Below are 21,235 nucleotides of genomic sequence, written 5' to 3'. Positions count from 1 at the left end.
AGACGATGGCTCACCCGGCTCCCGGCCTGGCGATGGACTATCACTCCCTCAACGCCATGCTCAACCTGTATGGACCCGACGGGGAGATTCAGTTCGAGAAAGACCGCGAGGCTGCGCGGGAGTTCTTCCTGCAGCACGTCAACCAGAACACGGTGTTCTTCCACACGCTGCGTGAACGCCTCGACTACCTGGTCGAGAAGGAGTACTACGAGCAGGCCGTGCTCGACCAGTACTCGTTCGAGTTCATCACCAACCTCAACAAGCTGGCGTATTCGAAGAAGTTCCGCTTCCAGACCTTCCTCGGTGCGTTCAAGTACTACACCTCGTACACGCTGAAGACTTTCGACGGCAAGCGTTACCTGGAGCGCTTCGAAGACCGCGTCGTGATGACCGCGCTGGGTCTGGCCCAGGGCGACGAGCAACTCGCGATCTCCCTCGTCGAGGAGATCATCGCCGGCCGTTTCCAGCCGGCCACCCCCACGTTCCTGAACTCCGGCAAGGCGCAGCGCGGGGAGCTCGTCTCCTGCTTCCTGCTCCGCATCGAAGACAACATGGAGTCGATCTCGCGCGGCATCAACTCGTCGCTGCAGCTGTCGAAGCGTGGCGGCGGCGTCGCGTTGCTGCTCAGCAACATCCGTGAGTCCGGTGCACCGATCAAGCAGATCGAGAACCAGTCCAGCGGAATCATCCCCGTGATGAAGCTGCTTGAAGACTCCTTCAGCTACGCCAACCAGCTCGGTGCCCGCCAGGGCGCCGGCGCGGTCTACCTGCACGCTCATCACCCCGACATCATGCGCTTCCTCGACACCAAGCGTGAGAACGCCGACGAGAAGGTGCGCATCAAGACGCTGTCCCTCGGCGTGGTCGTGCCCGACATCACGTTCGAGCTGGCGAAGAAAGACGAGGACATGTACCTGTTCTCACCCTATGACGTGGAGCGTGTCTACGGGGTGCCGTTCGCGGACATCTCCGTCAGTGAGAAGTACCACGAGATGGTCGACGACCCGCGCATCAAGAAGTCCAAGATGAAGGCCCGCGACTTCTTCCAGACGCTCGCCGAGATCCAGTTCGAGTCCGGCTACCCGTACATCATGTTCGAAGACACCGTGAATGCGGCGAACCCGATCAAGGGTCGCGTCAACATGTCGAACCTCTGCTCGGAGATCCTCCAGGTCAACACCCCGACCACGTACAACGAGGACCTGTCGTACGACCAGATCGGCAAGGACATCTCCTGCAACCTCGGGTCGATGAACATCGCCCTTGCCATGGATTCGCCCGACTTCGGCCAGACCGTTGAGACCGCCATCCGCGGCCTCAGCTCGGTGTCGGAGCAGAGCCACATCTCCTCCGTGCGCTCGATCGAAGACGGCAACGACAAGTCGCACGCCATCGGCCTGGGCCAGATGAACCTGCACGGCTACCTCGCCCGTGAGCGCATCTACTACGGCAGTGAGGAGGGCATCGATTTCACCAACATCTACTTCTACACGGTGCTCTTCCACGCCCTCCGCGCCTCCAACAAGCTGGCCATCGAACGCGGCCACGCCTTCGTTGGCTTCGAGGACTCGACCTACGCGTCCGGCGCGTTCTTCGACAAGTACACCGACCAGGTCTGGGAGCCGGCCACCGCGCGCGGTGCCGAGCTGTTCGCGCAGGCCGACGTGCACATCCCCACGCAGGCCGAGTGGGCCGAGCTCAAGGCATCCGTCATGGAGCACGGCATCTACAACCAGAACCTGCAGGCCGTGCCACCGACGGGGTCGATCTCCTATATCAACAACTCGACCGCATCGATCCACCCGATCGCGTCGAAGATCGAAATCCGCAAGGAGGGCAAGCTCGGTCGCGTGTACTACCCGGCGCCGTTCATGACGAATGACAACACCGAGTTCTACCAGGATGCCTACGAAGTCGGCTACGAGAAGGTCATCGACACCTACGCCGCGGCCACGCAGCACGTGGACCAGGGCCTGTCGTTGACTCTGTTCTTCAAGGACACCGCCACGACCCGCGACATCAACCGCGCCCAGATCTACGCGTGGAAAAAGGGAATCAAGACCATCTACTACATCCGTCTGCGCCAGATGGCCCTGGAGGGAACCGAAGTTGAGGGTTGCGTCTCCTGCGCTCTCTGAATGATCTAGATGCCTGAATGATCTAGATGCGTGACGATCTAGATGCGTGACGAGTTCGCCGCTGGGCTCCCGAACACTGAAATGCCTGTGCACTGCCGACTAAGGAACAACCAATGATTGACAAGCTCAAGCTCGTCTCCCACGTTGACGCGATCAACTGGAACAAGATCGAAGACGAAAAAGACGTCGAGGTGTGGAACCGCCTCACGAACAACTTCTGGCTGCCGGAGAAGGTTCCGCTGTCGAACGACGTGCAGTCCTGGGCCACGCTCACCCCGGCGGAGCAGCTGCTCACCCTGCGCGTGTTCACGGGTCTGACCCTGCTCGACACGATCCAGGGCACCGTGGGCGCCGTGTCGTTGATTCCGGATGCGATCACGCCCCACGAAGAGGCTGTCTACACGAACATCGCGTTCATGGAGTCCGTGCACGCCAAAAGCTACTCCTCGATCTTCTCGACCCTCGCGTCGACGAAGGAGATCGATGAGGCGTTCCGCTGGTCGACGGAGAACGTCAACCTGCAGCGCAAGGCCGAGATCATCATGAAGTACTACCAGGGCGACGACCCGCTCAAGCGCAAGGTCGCCTCGGTGCTGCTCGAGTCGTTCCTGTTCTACTCGGGCTTCTACCTGCCGATGTACTTCTCGAGCCGCGCCCGCCTCACGAACACGGCCGACCTCATCCGTCTGATCATCCGGGACGAAGCCGTGCACGGTTACTACATCGGCTACAAGTTCCAGAAGGGCCTGGAGGCGTCGTCGCAGGAGCGCCGCGATGAGATCAAGGATTACACCTTCAATCTCATGTTCGAGCTGTACGAGAACGAGATCCAGTACACGCAGGACCTCTATGACGAGCACGGTCTGACCGAGGATGTCAAGAAGTTCCTGCACTACAACGCCAATAAGGCGCTGATGAACCTCGGCTATGAGGCCATGTTCCCGAAGACCGTCACTGACGTGAACCCGGCCATCCTGGCCGCGCTCTCGCCGAACGCCGACGAGAACCACGACTTCTTCTCCGGGTCGGGCTCCTCCTACGTCATCGGCAAGGCCGTCAACACGGAAGACGCCGACTGGGACTTCTAGCCTTGGGCGTGTGACCGCGCCGCCGGAACCGGGTCGTCGTCGCGGGACCAGGCGATCTCGATCAGCCGGCGCAGCACGTCGAGGTCGATGTCGTCGATCTTTTTCACGTGGACGCACCCGGCGCCCTCCGTGAACGAGCCGAGCCGCGGGAGGAGCGCGGCGCCCTCGGGGAGGTCTTTGAGCCCGTAGAAGGACAGTTGCGACCTGCGCGGCGAGAACCCCGTTTTCATCCAGTCGCCGCGCGTGCGCGGATTCGCTGGCGACACGTAGCGATAGGTCCCATAGCCCACAATCGACGCACCCCACATGACCGGTTCCTCCCCCGTCACCTCGCGGAGGATCGCTGTGAGTGCCTGGCCGTCCTCGCGGCGGCGGGCGGGTGTCGCGGCATCCAGAAAGTCCTCGACGGAGGCATCCGTCGGTTGCGTCTTGTTCTCGGACATGGCCCCAGTATCGCGCGCTTGCACCTGATCGGACCAGGAGCCACGATTTCGCCGGTTTCCGCCGCTCACTTTCTCTGTCCCGAACGAATTCGACGGAGATTTTCCCAAGATTGACGCCGAACAGTCTCAAAACCCGCCATTTCCGAAGAATCTCCGTCGAATTGGTTCGGTGACGAGGTTGGCAGGCCGGGACGTCTGCATCCGGGCAGACGGATGGCCGGAAGCGGTGCGCTTCCGGCCATCCGTTGTGCTGCGGTTCTAGTTTCCGGCGTGAGCGTCCGCGTCGGCACCAACGTTGGCATCGGCATCGGCATCGGCATTGGCATCGGCACTGGCGTCGGCGTCTCCACCCACGTTGGCGTCGGCGTCAGCCTCGGCCGAGACGTGCGCCGCGACCCGCTCGGCGAGCTTCTGGATCTCGGTGCCGTAGTCACCGTTCAGGGCGGCGGCTTCCAGCGCCTCTGCCGCGGCCTCCTGCTCGTCGGCAGGCGCGCCCTTCAGGTCGGCCAGGTCGGTCTGCAGGTCGGCGGGCAGCTTCTCGAGGAGCGCGGGATTGTCGGCGAGCTTGAGAGCCAGTTCCGTTACCGAGAAACCGGTGTCCGCAGCCGATTCCTGCCCGGCCCCCGAATCCTCGCCCGACGCGGTTCCGACGTCACTGCCCAGTGCGGCGCGCACGGCAGCTGCCAGCGGATGCTGCGGGTTGTCCCGAACTGCCTCGGCGATCGTCGTGATCTCCTCGCCGTAGCCCCCGGCGAGTGCGGTGGTGCGAACGGTGTCGACGGCGGTGGCCCGATCGGCCGCGCCGGAGGCATCCTTCAGCGTGGTCAGGTCATCCTGCAGGTTCGTCGGCAGGCTCTCGAAGAGCTCAGACTGCTCAGAGACCGTGGTGGCCACCTTCTGGGCCTTCACGTTCCAGCTCTGCCCGTGAGACAGGTCGGCGCGCAGTTCCTTCGTGACTGACGCCAGGAACGCATCGGTCGTGGTGGTGGAGCTCCCGCCGGCGCTCGAGCTGGAACTCGACGTGGGTTCGGAGCTGAGCGGGGCGGCAGTGGCACCCTGTGCGCCGACGCCGAGCAATGCTCCGGCGGTCAGCACGGAGGCGGCGCCGAGGGCGGCACGTCGGGTGCGGGAGGTGGCGGTTGCCGGGGAGATCATGTGCTTGTTCAAAGTGGATCCTTTCGATTGCGGCGGCCGGTCGGTGAAAACCCCGATCGACCGTTCGTAGTCATCGGAGGAGCTTAGGTACCGGGATTGGGCGGCCGGTCCGTGCGGGCTGGGAATCAAGACGGATGTCCGCGCGCTCAGGGGGGCACGACGCCGGGAATCGCACCAGGATGAGCTGTGTGCATTCAGTTAGGTAATGCGATCTGACCTGGGGTTCAGTCCGTCGCTCGCGTGCGGCGGCGGCCCTGCGGTGCCGAACTCGGTGGACCCGGTGACGGTCAGGGCGATTACGCTCTGCGCGAAGAAACCGACGCCGAACCGACGGCGAACCGACGGCGAACCGACGGCGAACCGACGCCGAACCGACGCTGGACCAGTGGCGAACCCGCTTGACCGGGAGAGCAATTAGGGGGTGGGCATCAGCCCGTGCTCGCGGCACGGCTGCCCGCCGACGAGGTTGAGACACGAGGCGAATGCCGTTGGGTAGCCGATCGACTGGGACGACCCGAACCACTGGTTGTAGAACCGCCAGAAGTTGAGGTTGCCGTGCGTGGAGCATCCGTCGCCGTCGGTGCCCGGTTCGGACAGCGCTGCCCGGTTGGGCTGGTACGGCGTGTAGTTGTAGAGGTTCGCGGTGGCCTGATTCTGGATCGACACGGATGTCGCCCCGCACGTCGCGTCCGGATTGAAGCCCACACGCACGGTGCCGATCTTGTAAGCGCGTTCGGGTTCCTGCGTGTACTGCCGGAATTGCCAGGCGGCCCGATAGACCTGGTTGAAGAAGCCGAAGTACGCCGTATCGCAGTCGGCCGTGTCAGGACATCCGTAGCCGGTGGCACGCAGATAACCGGATGCGCTCGGCCGGGTCAGCAGGGACTGTTCCTTTTGCAGCAGCACCAACAATACCTTCGGGCTGATGTTGCATGCGGCGGAGACCTTCGCGATGATGCGGCTGGCCGACTCGTTCCGGCCACCCGGGTAGGCGGAACAGTGCCCGTCGCCCTGCGCCGGCTGGCTTCGGGTGCTCTCCTCGTAGTCCGCCAGGCACGGCGAATCGTCGCGGGGGAGGCAGGATCGGTCCGCCAAGAACGCCTGGATTTCCACCTCTGTCATCGCGGCGGCATTGTAGAAGTTGTAGTCGCTGATGATAGCGCCGGGTTCGAAGACCGCCGGGCCATCGGCTGCGTCGGTCGAGCGAACGGATGCCGCCAAAGCCAGGCCGCCGGCCGCCAGGGCCAGGGTGACAGCCACCGCCACTGCGGCCAATCGTCGACGCGGCGTGCCCAGGTACGTCATAGGGGAGACCTTAGCCGGGCCCGGCGGGAAAGGGCTGGGAGCAAGGCGGCGCGGCGTGCGAGACGGCTCCGGCAGCGGCGTGCGCGGCTGCTCCGGCGGCGGTCTCGACACGCAGGCGCGGGGCACTGCCGGGCGGGCGGGCCCGGAGTAGTTTGGGGTCATGTCGGACACACAGCAAGAACAGACTCCCGTCTCCAGCGACACCATCGTCGTCGGGCACGACGGATCGGGTTACGCCGATCACGCCGTGGCCGTTGCGCTCGATCTCGCCCAGCAGCTGCACGCACCGGTCGTGCTGGTGCGCGCGTGGTCCATCGACACGGCACCGCGCCCGGCCAACTGGGAATTCGGCTACGTCTCCTCGATCGAGGAGTACGCCGACGCGGTGCGCGAAGAGCTCGTCGAGGCCGTCATGGCCGAAGTGGCCCGGCACCCCGATCTCAAGGTCGCATACCGGGCCGTCTATGCCAGCCCGTTGAAGTCCCTCATCGACGCGTCCCGGGGCGCACGGATGCTCGTGGTCGGGTCTCGCGGGCGCGGCGGTCTCAGTGGCATGCTGCTGGGGTCGGTGAGCGAGCAGTGCGTGCGGCACGCCACGTGCCCGGTGTTGGTCGTTCGCCCGAACAGCTAGCCGCGGTGCCTCAGTCGGCGTCGATCCGGTTGCCAACGGCGAACCAGGCCACGGCGCCGAAGACCGGTGCGCAGATCACGGCGAGCGCCCAGCTCGCCCGCGCCGCCTCGCGCAGGTGGAACGCCCGGGTGATCTGAACCAGTGCCACGACGACGACCGCGATACTCCCCAGAACCGCCAGGCCCCCGAGCCCGAGTGCGGCAAAATGCACCATGCTTGCGCCGTCGATCATCTGTGACCCCCCACATTGAATCCCCTGGCGATGCCACCCACGCAGCCGGCGGCGATCAAGATCGACCCCGACAGTTCACCGTGAAAGCATCGTGAGCCTAAACCATACCAAACAGTATCTTCTGGTGGGGCGTTTTCCGAACTGATTCCGAGCCCGACGACGGATGCTGCGGCGGCCGCGCCGCCCCGGCCTGGGGTGGTCGCTACGCTGGGACTCTGGTCGAATCGAGGAGTGGCATGGCGCAGCAGCAACGGGCGATCGGAACACGGGCGGCGATCATCCGGGGCGCGGCGGAAGCCTTCCGGGAGCACGGCTACGGAAGCACGACCCTCGCCGGCCTGGAGGCGGCCGCCGGAGTCACCAAGGGCGCGTTGTATTTCCACTTCGCGTCCAAGGAGGTTCTCGCGCTCGCCGTGATCGAAACGCAGCACGAGGCATCCATCGCCCTCGGTGCGAAGTATCTGGGTGGCACCCGGCCCGGGCTGGAAGCCGCGATCATGATGACGTTCGAGATGGCCAAGAGCCTGCGGGAGGACCCGGTGGTGAGCGCGGGCATCCGTCTCACGCTGGAGGCCTCTAACTTCTCGGTGCCCGTCGCGGCGCCGTACGTCGACTGGATCGACGTGTGCCGACAGCTGCTGCGGCGCGCGATCGACGAGGGCGATGCCGCTGCGGACCTCAACGTGTCCGCGGCCGCGCACTTCATCAGCCCCGCTTTCACCGGTGTGCAGACCGTTTCCGAAGTTCTGACCGGCAGGGGCGACCTCTACCAGCGGGTGGAGGAGATGTGGACGCTGCTGCTGCCGGGCCTGATCTCGGACGCGCTGCCGGCCGAGCGCCTCGCGAGCCTGGTCGCCCTGCCCGCGCACCTGCGAAGCGAGTACGCCGCGACGTAGTCAGCGGGCCAGTCAGCGGCCCAGTCAGCGCCGTGGCCGGGCCAGTGCCGGCCCGGCGACGCCGCGACAGTGCCCGGCCGTCGTGCCTATTCGTCGTCGCTGACGACGACCAGGTTCACGGCGATGTTGCCGCGGGTCGCCCGCGAGTAGGGGCAGACCTCGTGGGCGGCCGCAAGGGCCGCCTGGGCGGTTGCCGGGTCGATGCCGGGCAGCTGGGCCTCGATGGTGACTTCGAAGTCGAAGCCCGTGGCCATGCCGCCGACCAGGTTGACGGTCAGGGTGACGGCGGAGTCGGCGACGTCCAGCTTCTGCTGGCGAGCGACACCCTTGAGTGCGTTGTGGAAGCAGGCGGCCCAGCCGCTCGCGAAGAGTTGCTCGGGGTTGGTGCCGGGGCCGTTGTCGCCGCCCATTTCGGCGGGGATCGACAGGTCGAGCTGAAGCTTGTTGTCGCTCGTGACGACCTTGCCGCTTCGCCCGCCCCAGGAGGTTGCGGAGGCGGTGTAAACGGTGGTGCTCGTGGGGGTGACGGTGCTCATGGTGTCTTCTTTCGGGGCTGGGCGGGAGAGACTGGGGTGAGCTCTCCAGGAAGTGCTTCGTATTCGAAACAACTAGGGACGGTTGATGAGTATTCCCGAATCCACGGTGACCCCTGCCGAGATGCAGGCCTGGGCCGCCATTTTCGAGACGTCGAACAGCGTGCAGTACGCCGCCGACCGCGAGCTGCGGGGGAGTGTGGGGCTGTCACTGGCGAAGTTCGAGATTCTGGCGCGCATCGGCGAGGGACCGGATGCGGCGCGACGGATGACTGATATCGCCGACGAGCTCACGGTGTCGCGGAGCGGTCTCACCTATCAGGTCGGCCAGCTCGAGCAGCGCGGTCTGGTGGAGCGGCGCCCGGCCGCGGGTGACGAGCGCTCGGTGATGGCCCACCTCACCCCGGCGGGGCGGGACTGCCTGATGCGGGGAATCCCCGGCTATGTGCGGCTGGTGAGGGAAATGCTGTTCGACCGGATCAGCGCGGAGGATCTGGCGACGGTGACGAGGATACTCGGCTCGGTACGGACCGAACTCAAGACCCAGCCGAGGCGGTCGACGTTCCGGCGGACGCGCGCGCGCGGCGGGAGCGCCACCACGCCCAGGCCGCGGTGAGGATGCGCTTGAGCACCACCGCGACGCGGTGCGCGGTGGGGAACTCCGTGCCCAGGATCGCGATGCCGAGGAAGACGATCAGCCAGCCGGGGCCGGGCAGCGGAACCAGGATCAGGCCGATCACGGCCACTGTGGAACCGAGCACGCCGACCAGAGCCCGGTAGAACCAGCGCAGTCGCGGATAGCGGTCCACCCACGCGCGAGTGCGTCGAAGGAAGCGCCGGATCGGGTGCCCGGAGCTGCGTCCACTGTCGAAATCGCGCTGGAGGGTGACGGTCATGCGATCAGGCTAGAGCCGGTCGCTGGGAAGCTGCTGCGCGGGCATCCGGTGTTCGGCATGGGCGCTTTTCGGCCTCGAATGGGGGGCACGTTGCCGCGATTCTCTTGACTCGTTAGGCCTTAACCGGTTTAGTTGGTAATACCAAACCGGTTCAGACTCGAACCAGGAGAGAAGAAATGACGTACAACGCTGTTCGCTCAGAGTCCCCCCGCTCACGATCAATGAAAGCCGTTGCCCTCACCGCAGCGGTCTCCATGCTCCTCCTGGGAGCAGGAACGGCCACCGCATCCGCGGCGCCACCGCCCGACACTGCCATCGGCCAAGACTCCGGGGCCGCCCTCAAGGCGCGGCCGTCTTCCACGCCGCTGACCAATCTGTCGCACCTGAACTTCCTGCTTGACACTGTGCCGCTGATCGCGGTGGAGGGGCACACCACCTATGAGATCGACGCGCAGCCCACTGCCCAGGCGCCGTGGACCTACGCCGACAAGAAGGCCGACGGCAGCTACGGTCGGGTCGGCGGCGGGTCACTCGACCCCGCGACCGGGCACTGGAGCCAGGGCGCGTACAACGCCGACGATGTGGCCCGCACGGCGGTCGTCTACCTGCGGCACTGGCAGCAGACCGGCGACGAGACCAGCCGCGAGCACGCCGTGCAGACCCTGCGTTCCCTCACCTACCTGCAGACCGCGACCGGCCCGAACGCCGGGAACGTCGTGCTCTGGCAGCAGGCCGACGGAACCCTGACCCCGAGTGCCAGACCGGTGGAACTGCCCGACCCGAGCGACTCGGCCGAGTCCTACTGGGTGGCGCGCACGGTCTGGGCCCTCGGCGAGGGCTTCGCCGCCTTCCAGGACACCGACCCCGAGTTCGCCGCGTTCCTCCAGGACCGCCTGCATCTCTCCCTCGACTCCCTCGAGCGCCAGTCGCTCGGCACGTACGGCACCTATGACGTGGCCGACGGCGTGAACGTGCCAGCCTGGCTCATCGCGGGCGGGGCGGATGCCTCGGCCGAGGCCGCGCTCGGCCTCGCCGCCTACGTCACGGCCGCCCCGGACGACGACTCCGCGCGGACAGCGCTGGCGCAGCTCACCGAGGGCGTCGCCGAGATGTCCGCCGGCTCCGCCACCGAGTGGCCTTTCGGCGCGATCATGCCGTGGAACAAGTCGCAAACCCTGTGGCACGCCTGGGGCGGACTGGCCCCGGCCGCCGTCGCCACCGCGTCCACCGTGCTCGGGCGCTCTGACCTGCTCGGCGCCGCCGTCAAGGACTCCGCCCAGTTCACCCCGCAACTGCTGGCCGCCGGCGGACCGGACAACGCCTGGAGCCCCACCCCCGGTGAAGCCCAGATCGCCTACGGCGTCGACTCCCGCGTGCAGGGGCTGGTCGCCACCGCCGCGGCCGCGAACTCCCCTGGCCTGCTCGACCTCGCCGCCGTGACCGCCGGCTGGTTCTTCGGCGCCAACCCGAACGGAGCCCCCGCCTACAACCCGGCCACCGGCACGGCCATCGACGGCATCGAGCAGGACGGCCGGATCAACCCCAACTCGGGCGCCGAGTCCACCATCCACGCCCTGATGACCATGCTCACACTGGACGCGAATCCGACGCTGAAGGCCCAGGCCCTCGGCATCAACGAGACCGTCTCTACGGTGGGACTCAGCGTGGTCGAGGCAGAGGCCGGCACCATTGCCGGCAGCGGATCCGTGGTCACACCGCCGTCGTCCTGGACCGGCGAGGCCAACCTCTCGGGCGGCGCGTACGTAAGGCTGGCTGCGGGCGACTCGCTGAGCATCCCGGTTCCCGCCACCGACCAGCCTCGCACTGTCTTCCCGATCGTGAACCAGAGTGAGGCCGACTCCGGGGCCACGACATGGTCGTCCGCGACGTCGACGCTGGGCAGCACGAGCAACGGTGGCGCGGGCGCGCAGGGCATCACGGATGCCCCGGGACGTCTGACACCGCTCTCGCTCGAGCGGACTCTGCCGGGCTCGGACACCGCTGTCGTCGGTGTTGCCGGAGGCGCTGCATCCGTTGACGCGCTGCTGATCCAGCCGCTGATCTCGACGATCACGGTGACCGGTTCGGCGGGGGAGTCCACGGTGTACGTCAGTGCGGCGAACGAGACCAGTGTGCGCACGGTTGTCGTGCCGCGCGGCTACAAGCTGTCGCAGCAGGCGTTCGATGCGACCGGCAAGCCCGTCACGTCCGCCGACAAGAAGGCCCCGAAGACGGGGGCCGTGACGGTCGCCGCCGGGGGGTTCACCGTGGCGAAGTTGGTGCGCAAGTAGCGGCATAGATTCGCTGAGGTCGTCACGTGCGGTCGAGTTCGCCCGCTATGCCGGGCGAACTCGACCGCATCTGTCGAAGTGGGAACCACGCGACCAGACGGCGAGCCCGGCTAGGGCTGCGGCAGCGGCTGCGGGTCGACCCCGAGGGTCGCGAGCATGGCCTCGACCTGGCGCCGGATCTGGTCGCGAATGCGACGCACCTCTTCCACCGGCTGCCCGGCCGGGTCGGTCAGTTCCCAATCCTGGTAGAGCTTGCCCGGATAGACGGGACAGGCGTCTCCGCAGCCCATGGTGACGACGACATCGGCGGCCTGCACGACGTCATCCGTCAGCGGTTTCGGGAACTCCTCCCCGAAGTCGAGGCCGAGCTCGGCCATGACCGTCATCACTGTGGGGTTGAGCCCCTTGGCCGGGGCCGAACCGGCCGAACGCACGTGCACCCGGCCACCGGACAGGGCCTGGGTCAGCACGGCCGCCATCTGGGACCGTCCCGCGTTCTGCTCGCAGACGAACAAGACCTCGGGCACGTCTTTTGTGATCGCGCCCTTGGCCTGGGCCAGTGCGGTCAGGCGGTCGGTGGCGTAGCGCCCCGTGTTGGTCACCAGGAACGCCGTGACCGTCGATGTGCGCAGCAGCGAGGTGTGCGACTCGAGCACATAGCGCTCGATCGTCTCGGCGCCGAAGATTCCCGAGAACCGCCGGGTGAGATCCGCCGCGAGCCGCCGCAACGATTCCTCGGGGAAGGTTAGCCCGGGCAGTGGTCGGCGCGCACTCAGATCGCTCATGGGGGCTGGACCTACGCCTGGGGAGGGAGAATCTCGGCGAGCAGGGCCTGGATGCGGGCCTTGATCTCGTCGCGGATCGGGCGCACCGACTCGATGCCCTGGCCGGCCGGGTCGGCGAGTTCCCAGTCCTCGTAGCGCTTGCCAGGGAAGATCGGGCAGGTGTCGCCGCAGCCCATGGTGATCACGACGTCCGATTCCTTGACGGCCTCGGTGGTGAGGATCTTCGGCACGTTGTTCGCGATGTCGATGTTCTCCTCGGCCATGGCCAGGATGGCGACGGGGTTGATCTGGTCCTTGGGCGCTGAGCCGGCGGACAGCACCTCGACGCGGCCCTCGGACAGGGCGGTCATATAGCCGGCGGCCATCTGGGAGCGGCCCGCGTTATGCACGCAGACGAAGAGAACGGTGGGCTTTGCGGTCATGGTCGGGAATCCTTCTTCATTTTCAGGGGGTCACGCGGGAGTGCGGTGGGATGGTGAGAGTCAGACCCGGTCGGGCACGGGGTCGGTTGCAGGCTCGATGGTGGCGGCGACGGATGCCTGCGGCGCGGCCCCCGGGAACAGGCGCGGCCGCAGCCACAACGCCACGTAGACAAGGGCGACCAGCGCCGGAACCTCGATCAACGGGCCCACGATCCCCGCGAGAGCCTGGCCGCTCGTGGCACCGAAGGTGCCGATGGCCACCGCGATCGCGAGCTCGAAGTTGTTGCCCGCAGCGGTGAAGGCGAGTGTCGTTGTGCGTTCGTAGGAGAGCCCGGTGAGCTTGCCGGTGGCGAATCCCGCGGCGAACATGACCGCGAAGTAGACGAGTAGCGGCAGAGCGATCAGGGCCACGTCCATCGGGCGGTCGATCACCTGTCGACCCTGCAGGGCGAAGAGCAGCACGATCGTGAACAGGAGGCCGTAGAGCGCGAACGGGCTGACCTTGGGCAGGAACCGGCTCTCGTACCAGTCGCGGCCGCGGGTGGCCTCGCCGACCCGGCGGGACAGGTAGCCGGCCAGTAGCGGGATGCCCAGGAAGACCAGCACGCTCACGGTGATCGCCCAGATCGAGAACTCCGCGCTCGTGGTGGACAGGCCGAGCCAGGCGGGAAGCACCTGAAGGTAGAACCAGCCCAGCGCGGCGAACGCGATGACCTGGAAGACGGAGTTGAGAGCCACCAGGAACGCGGCTGCCTCGCGGTCGCCGCAGGCCAGGTCATTCCAGATCAGCACCATGGCGATGCATCGGGCGAGTCCCACGATGATCAGGCCGGTGCGGTACTCAGGCAGATCGGGCAGGAACGTCCAGGCGAGGGCGAACATCAAGGCGGGGCCAAGTAGCCAGTTGAGCACCAGCGACGAGACCAGCAGGCGGCGGTCGCGGGCGACGGTGCGGGCATCCGTGTAGCGAACCTTCGCCAGCACCGGGTACATCATAACCAGCAGGCCGATCGCGATGGGAACGCTGACCGAGCCGATCGTGAAGGCGCCGAGCGCGTCGCCGACGCTGGGCGCGAAGACGGCCAGCAGCAGGCCCATGGCCATCGCCGCGAGGATCCAGACCGGCAGCAGGCGGTCCATGGCGCCGAGCCGGGCGGGCGCGGGATCGGCGGCGGGCCTGGTGGGCTGGACGGTCGAGGGTTCGGGGTAGGGCATCATGCTCCGTCAGCGGGTGAGGCAAAAATCAGCGGGTGAGGCGAAAATCCGCGAGTGAGGCGAAAGTCAGCTGGTGGCACCTAAAATTGGAGGCGTCGATAGGGAGTCTTCCCCATTGCATCGATGGATGTCAATTTATGGGAGATACTGTTCAGATGCCGTTCACCGAGACCCGCCCTGTGCCCGAGGCGCCGATCGAGCCGGTGTGCTGCGCGCCCGCGTCGCGCGAGGCGATCGGGACCGACGAGGCCGAGAGGCTGGCCCGACTGCTGAAGGCAGTCGCCGACCCGGCACGGCTGCGCCTGGTTTCCCTGGTGGCCGCGCATGCCGATCTGGAGGCCTGCGTCTGCGATCTGACCGAGCCGCTCGGTCTCAGCCAGCCGACCGTGTCCCACCACCTCAAAGTGCTGGTGGATGCTGGAATCCTCACCCGCGACAAACGCGGCACGTGGGCCTATTACCGGCTCGTCCCCGGGGCGCTGGGATCGCTCGCGGAACGGGTGCTCGGGCTCTGACCCGGCTGCGGTCGAGGTGTGGGCCGGCTCACGCCATCCGTTGCTGATGTGGGCAAGCCCATCGTTTGTTCAGGATAGCGAGATATTCTCAGCACTTGTGCGCGCAGCCCCTTGTCGTGCGGCGCACGTGGACACTTCCGATGAGGGAGCGTCGTTCTCGGTCGGATTGCTCTGCGCTGTGAGCGCATGCTCCGTCTGAGCGAGGATCCATCCCTCCCCCGAACCGCGTAACCGCGCCGACGAGAGCTTTCATCATGCCCCTTTGCCCCCCGTTCCCTGCCTGCCGCGCTTCGGCGGAAGATGCCTATGCAGACGCCTGAGCTGAACCGGTCCGTGAACCGGTCCGTGCGTCAGGCCGCCGCCGGCGGCGTCGCGATGGCCTTCGCCACGCTCCTCACAGTGACCATCGCCATCCCGGCCCAGGGTGCACAGTTAAACACCTACGCCAGCCTGCCGGACGTCGCGGTGGCAGCCTCGGTCCGGGCGGCAGCGGATGACCAGGCGCCGTCTGCCTCCGATCCCGCGGCTGGCTATTCGTCTGCGGCCGCGGCGACTGCCGGCGCCCTGCCGCTCCAGAGCCTGTTGCCCAGCGCGGCCGGAACTACCGCCGTGGAGCGCGACGGGTTCACCGTGACGGACGCGCCGAAGCCCGTTCCGGTGCCCGCGGCACCTGCCGCTTCCGCCCCGGCGGCTGCGGCCGCAGCGGTTCCCGCCGGCGGCGCCGTGCGCTGGCCGTTCCCCGGCTCGGTGCGACTCTCCAGCGCCTACGGGCCGCGCGAAGCACCGTGCGTGGGTTGCTCGACCTTCCACAAGGGTCTCGACATGCTCCCCGGTGAGGGTGCTCCGGCGCACGCGGTTGCCGACGGCGTCGTGCGAGAGGTTTCGGCCACCGACAACGGCGGCTTCGGCGTCTATGCGATCGTCGACCACACCATCGACGGCCAACTTGTCAGCAGCGTCTACGCGCACTTCCAGTCCGGTTCGCTCCAGGTTTCCGCAGGACAGTCCGTGGGAGTGGGCACCCACCTGGGCAATGTGGGCAGCACGGGCCAGAGCACCGGCCCGCACCTGCACTTCGAGATCCTGATCGACGGTGTGACCCCGACGGATCCCTACGCCTGGATGACGCAGCGCGCCGGCCCGATGTAGGCAGGCTGCGGCGGATCAGGCCGGTGTTGCCTGGACGTCGAAGTAGAGGTGGGCGTGGGCGCGGCATCCGTCGTTGAAGGCGGAGCCGCACGCCGGGCACGCCGTGACCGCCCGGTAGTCAGCGATCGAGAGTGTGCCCCGGCAGACTCCGCAAAGAATGGCGTGCTCGCCCCAGCGGTCGGGTGGCCAGAGCCGTGCGACATGGGTTTCGCCGTCGGAGTGGCACTGATGGCAGGGGTAGAAGCGCCCGCAGCAGAAGAACTTGATGGCCACGACGTCGAGGGCTGAACGGTAATGCACGCACCGGGTCTGGGCGTCGACGGTCTGTCCGTGAATCTGCATGCTGGTCCTTCGCGCGAGGTGCGAACGCGACTGCCCGTAAGGGTGCGCCGGTGTTCGAGCGGGTGCCGCGGCATCCGCTTGCGGTGTTGACGGGGGTGAAGCCAGGCTTACTCGCCGGTGACCTGCGCGGTGACGAAGGCTTCGAAGGCGGCCGGGTCATCGAGGGCGCCAGGGTAGGAGACGCCGTTGACCAAGACGGTGGGCGTGCCCTTGACCTGCTTGATGTCGGCGTTGGGGAGGGGGCCGTCAAGGGCGCGCTGGGTGGCGTCGCCGACCCAGGAAGTGAAGGTGTTCTCCGTGATGCAGGTGGCCACCTTCTTATCGGTGACGCCCGCGTCGGTGGCCAGGGTGACCAGGTCTTCGTTCGTCAGGCCCTCGGTGTTCTCGGCCGGCTGGTTCGCGAACAGGGCCGCGTTCATGGCGAGCACGTTCTTGGGCTCGTAGTTCGCGACGCAGGAGAGGGCGGCGGCGGCCCGGGTCGGGAACTTGCTGCCCGCCGACACCGGGTCGAGGATTGAGATCGGGTGCAGTTCGAGGGTGGCGGTTCCGGCGGCGACCCAGCCGGCGATCTGCTCGCCGTTCGTGATCTCGAACTGGCCGCAGAAGGGGCACAGGTAGTCGGCGTAGACCACGATGTTCGCGGTGTCGCCGAGGGTGCTGGGGTCGGTGGCGATGGGATCCTCATCGGCGGCGACCGCGGCGGTCTCGACCGGAACGATGTTGGTGCCGTCGCCCGTGAGGAGCACGCCGTCGCTGGCCATGTTGAGCGGGCCGGGCGCTGCAGGACCGGTGCTTCCGACCACGATGAGGGCCACGACCACGGCAGCCGCGACCAGGCCGGCGCCGATGCCGCCGCGCAACAGCCAGCGGTTGCGCTTCTCCTTCTTCTGCTGCTCCTCGCGGAGCTGCCTGGCGCTTTCACGCGCCATCTCGCGGCGATCCTTCTTGGGGGGGACAGGCTTGCCGTAGACATTGCTCATGGACTTAGTGCACCGTTTCGTTGCGACTGGCAGTTGGTTCCAAGGTTAGAGGGTTCTCTCCGGGGCAAGTGCCGCGGGGCTGTGAGGGAGCTGTGAGCGGCGCGGGTGAGGCGGTGCTGATGGCGGTGAGGTTGTGCTGGTGCTGGTGCTGGTGCTGGTGGTGGCGGTGAGGGGGTTCCGGTTCCAGCTTGGGGCTAACTCAGGAGAACGACGGATGCCGGTGGCTGGGTGCCGCGGGATTCCGCGCGCTGGCGCGCGGCATCCGTTGCATCTCCTGAGTTAGCCACTCCGAAGGGGGGAACACCAGTGCGCCGGCGCGGCTTCGAGCCCGAGCCCCGTCCTCCCCGAGTCCGAGCCCGCCCTCCCCGAGCCCGAGTCCGCGCCCCAGCGCCCGGTGCACAATCCGGTGGATTCCTGCAACTTCTGCGGCGTTCCCTGAACGGGGGAATAGGCGCAGGCACCGTTGTCTTGACTCTGAGAGCGGTCCCGTGTTCCGCTGCTGGTGCTGACGCCCGCGATGCGGCGCCTCGAACGAACTCAGCCCAGCATGCGGCAGGCCCCCGTCGGGTCTGCACAACCGATACCGAGGACCAACATCACGTGACCACCGCCGCCATCACCGTCATTACCGCCGCCGACCTGAGGTCGGCCGCGAAGCATCCCGGCGATTCCCTCTCCCGCGGCCAGCGCCTCGTCTACATCATCGTGCTCGGTGCGCTCACAGCCCTCGGTCCGTTCACGATCGACCTGTACCTGCCGGCGTTCCCGACGCTGGAGAGCGAGTTCGGTGTCTCGGCCGCCGCCATCCAGTTGACTCTCACCGGAACCATGATCGGCTTCGGTTTCGGTCAGCTCGTCGTAGGTCCGTGGAGTGACAAGGTTGGGCGCCGCCTGCCGCTGATGCTCGCGACCGGCTTCCACATCCTGGCGAGCGTGGGAGCCGCCCTCTCGCAGGACATCGTCTGGCTCGCGGTCTTCCGCCTGTTGCAGGGATTCGGCGCTGCGGCCGGCGCGGTCGTGGCCCTGGCCATGGTGCGCGACCTGTTCGGCGGCAAGCCGCTCGTGAAGATGCTCTCCCGCCTCGCGCTGATCAGCGGCCTGGCCCCGGTGTTGGCCCCGGTCATCGGCTCGCAGCTTCTGCTCGTGATGAACTGGCGCGGCATCTTCTGGGTGCTCGCCGCCTACGGCGCAGTCGTCATCTTGGCCGTCGCGTTCTGGATCGTCGAGACGCTTCCGGATGCCGAACGTCACGTCAAGGGGCACAGTTCCCTCCGTCAGCGCTACCGTGCCGTGCTCAGCGACCGTATCTTCGTGGGCGTCGCGATCATCGGGGCGATGACCTTCACCGGTCTGTTCTCCTACCTGTCGGCGTCGTCATTCCTGTTTCAGCAGGTTTACGCGTTCAGCCCGCAGCAGTATGGCGTGCTGTTCGCGGTCAACTCGCTCGGCATCGTGATGGGCGTGCAACTCAGCTCGCGCCTGATGCACCGCTTCAACATCGGCCCGCAGTGGATAATTTCGGTGTCCACCGTGGTGCTCCTGATCACGGCCGTCGCCATCGTGCTGCTCGACCTCGCCGGCGCGGGGCTCTGGGGCACCCTCGTGCCGCTGTGGTTCTTCATCGCGGCCTGTGGTTTCACCCTGCCGAGCGTGCAGGTCATCGCCCTGAACGCCCACGCGCACGAGGCCGGCACCGCAGCATCGTTGCTCGGCGCCGCGAACTTCGGTGTGGCCGGGCTGATCTCCCCGGTCGTCGGCGTGCTCGGCGTCGGGACCGCCGTTCCGATGGGCGCCGTGATGGGCGTGACAGCCGTGGTGTCGATCCTCGCCCTCTGGTTCATCGTGCGCCCCCGGTCGGTGCCCGCGCTGGATCGCTGAGGCTCAACGGCAGTTCCGGAGCGACCTGGGGCGACTGCCTCGGTGGCCAACTCAGGAGATTCACGGCTACAAGTCGATGCCGATGACGGATGCCGCGTGATTCCGGCATCCGTCGTCACCGGCGTCGCAGATCTCCTGAGTAAGCCCCCGGAGGTGTGCGGTAAACGGCCCGGGCGAGCAGGCGCAGCCCGGCGCCGATCTAGCATGGAGGAATGATGAGCGAGCGCGCCCCCGAGACCGCAGCGACCCCCGCCACCCGGCGCATCGCCCGCCGCTGGCCTCTGGTCAGCGGGGCCGCGGCGCTGTTGCTGGCCGTGGGGCTCGGCGCCCTGATCGTGCTGCGAGGCGCCGGCCGCCCGCTGGAGATCGACGCCGAGTGGATGGACGAGATCATCGAGCACCGGGCGCCCGTCTGGGAATACCTCTCGCTCACGATGAACTACCTTGGTGCGGGGATCGCCGGCGTGATCGTGATTCCGGTGCTGATCCTGGTGTTCCTGCTGCTGCTCAAACGGCCGTGGGCGGCCGGCTATTTCCTGGCCGCCACGATCGTGAGCTCGGGCTTGGTGCAGGTGCTCAAATCCCTGTTCGGCCGGGCCAGGCCGGAAGACATGCTGGTCATATCAGATTTCGGTTCCTTCCCGTCGGGCCATGTGGCGAACGCGGCGACAATGACCGTGTGCCTGGGCATCCTCTTCCCGAGGGTCTGGGTTTGGTTGGCCGGCGCCCTTTACACGGTGCTGATGATGGTCAGCCGCACCTACCTGGGCGCACACTGGCTCACGGACACGATCGGCGGGCTGCTGCTCGGCGCGGCCGTCGCCGTGCTGCTGTGGGCGCCGGTCGCCGCGAAACTGCAGGGCGAGCGCGGGCTGGCCGCGCAGCATCCGTCACCCCTGCGAATTCGACGGAAAAACTCGGCGTAACGGCCCCGAATCGCCCGGGAACGCTCGATACCGGCAAAATCTCCGTCGAATTGGTGAGGGGCCACGCGCGGGGCAGACACTGACGGATGTCTCCGGTAGCGTCTACGCATGAGAATCCTCCTTGTCGGGGCGGGCGGCGTCGGTGACGCGTTCGCGAAGATCATCGCCAGGCGCACGTTCTTCGATCACGTCATCGTGAGCGACTATGACATCGCCCGCGCGAAGCGCACGATCGTCGCCATCGGGCTGAAACACGGGCACGCCGTTGCCTCCCGGTTCTCGGCCGAGCAGATCGATGCCGGCGACCCGGACGTGGTGGCATCCGTCGCCCGGCAGCACGGCGCCACCCATGTGATGAACGCGGTCGAGCCGAAGTTCGTGCCCACCGTGTTCGCCGGGGCGCTCGCCGCCGGCTGCGACTACCTCGACATGGCCGTGAGCCTGTCCGAGCCGCACCCCACCGATCCCTACCACCAGACCGGGGTCATGCTCGGTGACGACCAGTTCGCGCAGGCCGCCGACTGGGAGACCGCGGGCCGCCTCGCCCTGGTGGGCATGGGCGTTGAGCCGGGGCTCTCGGATGTCTTCGCCCGCTACGCCTCCGACCACCTGTTCCGGCAGATCGAGGAGCTCGGCACTCGTGACGGCGCCAACCTGGTCGTGCGTGACGACGCCGGGAACGAGATCTTCGCTCCCTCGTTCAGTATCTGGACCACCATCGAGGAATGCCTGAACCCGCCACTGATCTTCGAGAGGGATCGCGGCTGGTTTACCACCCCGCCGTTCAGCGAGCCGGAGATGTTCGACTTTCCGGAGGGCATCGGCCGGGTTGAGTGCGTGAACGTGGAGCACGAGGAAGTGGTGCTGATGCCGCGCTGGCTCGACGCGAAACGGGTCACCTTCAAGTACGGCCTCGGCGAGGAGTTCATCGGCGTGCTGAAGACATTGCACCTGCTCGGCCTCGACCGGGTCGACCCGGTGCGGGTTCGCAGTGCGTCCGGCCCGGTGCTGGTCGCGCCGCGTGACGTGGTGGCAGCCTGTCTGCCGGACCCGGCCACGATCGGTCCGCGGATGACCGGAAAGACCTGCGCCGGAGTGTGGGTCACGGGCACCGGCCTCAACGACCGCCCGCGCGAGGTCTACCTCTATCACGTGGCCGACAATGAGTGGACGATGCGGGAGTACGACACGCAATGCGTGGTCTGGCAGACGGCGCTCAACCCCGTGATCGCGCTGGAGCTGCTGGCCGCCGGCACCTGGGGCGGCATCGGCGTGCTCGGACCGGAGGCCTTCGACGCGAAGGCGTTCCTCGACCTGATGAGCGCGCCCGAATCCGAGGGCGGCTACGGCCAGCCTTGGGGCATGGAGGACCGGCTGGCGTCCTGACGCTCAGCGTCCGACTCAACCGCCGACCG

22 protein-coding genes are annotated in these 21,235 nt (G+C 67.1%); 11 read left to right on the top strand and 11 right to left on the bottom strand.

Translation table 11 applies throughout. The annotated features are described in order from the left end of the window. The first annotated feature begins 5 nt into the window (after nucleotides 1-5). Both nrdE and nrdF read left to right on the top strand, forming a co-directional pair. Nucleotides 6-2,138 carry a class 1b ribonucleoside-diphosphate reductase subunit alpha gene (gene nrdE / locus E3O65_RS09420; protein ID WP_134363560.1) on the top strand — a complete coding sequence of 711 codons (2,133 nt, stop codon included), beginning with the start codon at nucleotides 6-8 and terminating at the stop codon, nucleotides 2,136-2,138. A 113-nt stretch (nucleotides 2,139-2,251) separates the two neighbouring features. Beyond that, nucleotides 2,252-3,226 carry a class 1b ribonucleoside-diphosphate reductase subunit beta gene (gene nrdF, locus E3O65_RS09415; protein WP_134363476.1) on the top strand — a complete coding sequence of 325 codons (975 nt, stop codon included), beginning with the start codon at nucleotides 2,252-2,254 and terminating at the stop codon, nucleotides 3,224-3,226. Here the strand turns inward: nrdF and E3O65_RS09410 are convergent. From E3O65_RS09410 to E3O65_RS09400, 3 genes are all read right to left on the bottom strand, one after another. Next, complete coding sequence (locus E3O65_RS09410) at nucleotides 3,223-3,669, bottom strand: DUF1801 domain-containing protein (RefSeq protein ID WP_134363475.1); 447 nt, start codon at nucleotides 3,667-3,669, stop codon at nucleotides 3,223-3,225. The two genes, nrdF and E3O65_RS09410, sit on opposite strands and share 4 nt — an antisense overlap. Before the next feature lie 258 nt (nucleotides 3,670-3,927). Continuing rightward, the gene (locus tag E3O65_RS16910) at nucleotides 3,928-4,836 is read right to left on the bottom strand and encodes a hypothetical protein (RefSeq protein ID WP_181446282.1); all 909 of its coding nucleotides are present in this window, start codon (nucleotides 4,834-4,836) and stop codon (nucleotides 3,928-3,930) included. Between the two features lie 402 nt (nucleotides 4,837-5,238). Beyond that, entirely contained in the window at nucleotides 5,239-6,129 is an 891-nt protein-coding gene (locus E3O65_RS09400) for a hypothetical protein (RefSeq protein WP_134363474.1), read from the bottom strand. Between the two features lie 160 nt (nucleotides 6,130-6,289). Here E3O65_RS09400 and E3O65_RS09395 point away from each other — a divergent pair, with 160 nt between their 5' ends. Continuing rightward, nucleotides 6,290-6,760, top strand: a complete 471-nt coding sequence (locus E3O65_RS09395) for a universal stress protein (RefSeq protein WP_134363473.1) — start codon at nucleotides 6,290-6,292, stop codon at nucleotides 6,758-6,760. A 10-nt stretch (nucleotides 6,761-6,770) separates the two neighbouring features. Here E3O65_RS09395 and E3O65_RS09390 read toward each other — a convergent pair whose 3' ends face one another. Next, nucleotides 6,771-6,992, bottom strand: a complete 222-nt coding sequence (locus E3O65_RS09390; protein WP_134363472.1) for a PLDc N-terminal domain-containing protein — start codon at nucleotides 6,990-6,992, stop codon at nucleotides 6,771-6,773. 236 nt (nucleotides 6,993-7,228) lie between these two features. Between E3O65_RS09390 and E3O65_RS09385 the strand changes: the two genes are divergently transcribed. Beyond that, complete coding sequence (locus E3O65_RS09385) at nucleotides 7,229-7,888, top strand: ScbR family autoregulator-binding transcription factor (RefSeq protein ID WP_134363471.1); 660 nt, start codon at nucleotides 7,229-7,231, stop codon at nucleotides 7,886-7,888. A gap of 86 nt (nucleotides 7,889-7,974) precedes the next feature. Here the strand turns inward: E3O65_RS09385 and E3O65_RS09380 are convergent, their stop codons facing one another. Continuing rightward, complete coding sequence (locus E3O65_RS09380; protein WP_134363470.1) at nucleotides 7,975-8,424, bottom strand: organic hydroperoxide resistance protein; 450 nt, start codon at nucleotides 8,422-8,424, stop codon at nucleotides 7,975-7,977. 85 nt (nucleotides 8,425-8,509) lie between these two features. Here E3O65_RS09380 and E3O65_RS09375 point away from each other — a divergent pair, with 85 nt between their 5' ends. After that, complete coding sequence (locus E3O65_RS09375) at nucleotides 8,510-9,037, top strand: MarR family winged helix-turn-helix transcriptional regulator (protein WP_134363469.1); 528 nt, start codon at nucleotides 8,510-8,512, stop codon at nucleotides 9,035-9,037. Here the strand turns inward: E3O65_RS09375 and E3O65_RS09370 are convergent. Next, a complete protein-coding gene (locus E3O65_RS09370; RefSeq protein WP_134363468.1) occupies nucleotides 8,958-9,317 on the bottom strand; it encodes a TIGR02611 family protein in 360 nt (119 codons plus the stop codon). The genes E3O65_RS09375 and E3O65_RS09370 overlap by 80 nt on opposite strands. A 176-nt stretch (nucleotides 9,318-9,493) precedes the next feature. On the opposite strand from E3O65_RS09370, the gene E3O65_RS09365 reads away from it, so the two are divergent. Next, a complete protein-coding gene (locus E3O65_RS09365) occupies nucleotides 9,494-11,608 on the top strand; it encodes a hypothetical protein (protein ID WP_134363467.1) in 2,115 nt (704 codons plus the stop codon). Between the two features lie 110 nt (nucleotides 11,609-11,718). Here E3O65_RS09365 and E3O65_RS09360 read toward each other — a convergent pair whose 3' ends face one another. From E3O65_RS09360 to arsB, 3 genes are read right to left on the bottom strand one after another with little or no spacing between them, the layout of a single operon-like run. Then, complete coding sequence (locus tag E3O65_RS09360) at nucleotides 11,719-12,393, bottom strand: arsenate reductase/protein-tyrosine-phosphatase family protein (RefSeq protein ID WP_134363466.1); 675 nt, start codon at nucleotides 12,391-12,393, stop codon at nucleotides 11,719-11,721. A gap of 11 nt (nucleotides 12,394-12,404) precedes the next feature. Then, nucleotides 12,405-12,815: an arsenate reductase ArsC gene (locus E3O65_RS09355; protein ID WP_134363465.1), complete on the bottom strand. Its 411-nt coding sequence runs from the start codon at nucleotides 12,813-12,815 to the stop codon at nucleotides 12,405-12,407. Between the two features lie 60 nt (nucleotides 12,816-12,875). Beyond that, nucleotides 12,876-14,030: an ACR3 family arsenite efflux transporter gene (arsB, locus tag E3O65_RS09350; RefSeq protein ID WP_134363464.1), complete on the bottom strand. Its 1,155-nt coding sequence runs from the start codon at nucleotides 14,028-14,030 to the stop codon at nucleotides 12,876-12,878. 155 nt (nucleotides 14,031-14,185) lie between these two features. Here arsB and E3O65_RS09345 point away from each other — a divergent pair, with 155 nt between their 5' ends. Together E3O65_RS09345 and E3O65_RS09340 are read left to right on the top strand one after the other, a co-directional pair. Then, entirely contained in the window at nucleotides 14,186-14,545 is a 360-nt protein-coding gene (locus E3O65_RS09345) for an ArsR/SmtB family transcription factor (protein ID WP_134363463.1), read from the top strand. Between the two features lie 306 nt (nucleotides 14,546-14,851). Continuing rightward, complete coding sequence (locus E3O65_RS09340; RefSeq protein WP_166785713.1) at nucleotides 14,852-15,694, top strand: M23 family metallopeptidase; 843 nt, start codon at nucleotides 14,852-14,854, stop codon at nucleotides 15,692-15,694. A 15-nt stretch (nucleotides 15,695-15,709) separates the two neighbouring features. On the opposite strand, the gene E3O65_RS09335 is transcribed toward E3O65_RS09340, so the two are convergent. Both E3O65_RS09335 and E3O65_RS09330 read right to left on the bottom strand, forming a co-directional pair. Next, nucleotides 15,710-16,036, bottom strand: a complete 327-nt coding sequence (locus E3O65_RS09335) for a CHY zinc finger protein (RefSeq protein WP_134363461.1) — start codon at nucleotides 16,034-16,036, stop codon at nucleotides 15,710-15,712. Nucleotides 16,037-16,143: 107 nt separating this feature from the next. After that, nucleotides 16,144-17,016, bottom strand: a complete 873-nt coding sequence (locus tag E3O65_RS09330) for a DsbA family protein (protein WP_134363460.1) — start codon at nucleotides 17,014-17,016, stop codon at nucleotides 16,144-16,146. A 600-nt stretch (nucleotides 17,017-17,616) separates the two neighbouring features. On the opposite strand from E3O65_RS09330, the gene E3O65_RS09325 reads away from it, so the two are divergent. The 3 genes from E3O65_RS09325 to E3O65_RS09315 all read left to right on the top strand — a co-directional run bounded on the left by E3O65_RS09325 (nucleotide 17,617) and on the right by E3O65_RS09315 (nucleotide 21,206). Next, nucleotides 17,617-18,894 carry a multidrug effflux MFS transporter gene (locus E3O65_RS09325; RefSeq protein WP_241985629.1) on the top strand — a complete coding sequence of 426 codons (1,278 nt, stop codon included), beginning with the start codon at nucleotides 17,617-17,619 and terminating at the stop codon, nucleotides 18,892-18,894. 212 nt (nucleotides 18,895-19,106) lie between these two features. Further along, nucleotides 19,107-19,820 (top strand): phosphatase PAP2 family protein, encoded by a 714-nt coding sequence (locus E3O65_RS09320; RefSeq protein WP_134363459.1) that lies wholly within the window; start codon nucleotides 19,107-19,109, stop codon nucleotides 19,818-19,820. 108 nt (nucleotides 19,821-19,928) lie between these two features. Next, nucleotides 19,929-21,206 (top strand): saccharopine dehydrogenase family protein, encoded by a 1,278-nt coding sequence (locus tag E3O65_RS09315; RefSeq protein ID WP_134363458.1) that lies wholly within the window; start codon nucleotides 19,929-19,931, stop codon nucleotides 21,204-21,206. The last annotated feature ends 29 nt before the right edge of the window (nucleotides 21,207-21,235 follow it).

This window comes from Cryobacterium breve (assembly GCF_004402375.1).
GTDB lineage: Bacteria > Actinomycetota > Actinomycetes > Actinomycetales > Microbacteriaceae > Cryobacterium > Cryobacterium breve.
The sequence above is the reverse complement of the archived record's forward strand: the minus strand, read 5'-3'. Positions and strand labels throughout refer to the sequence as shown.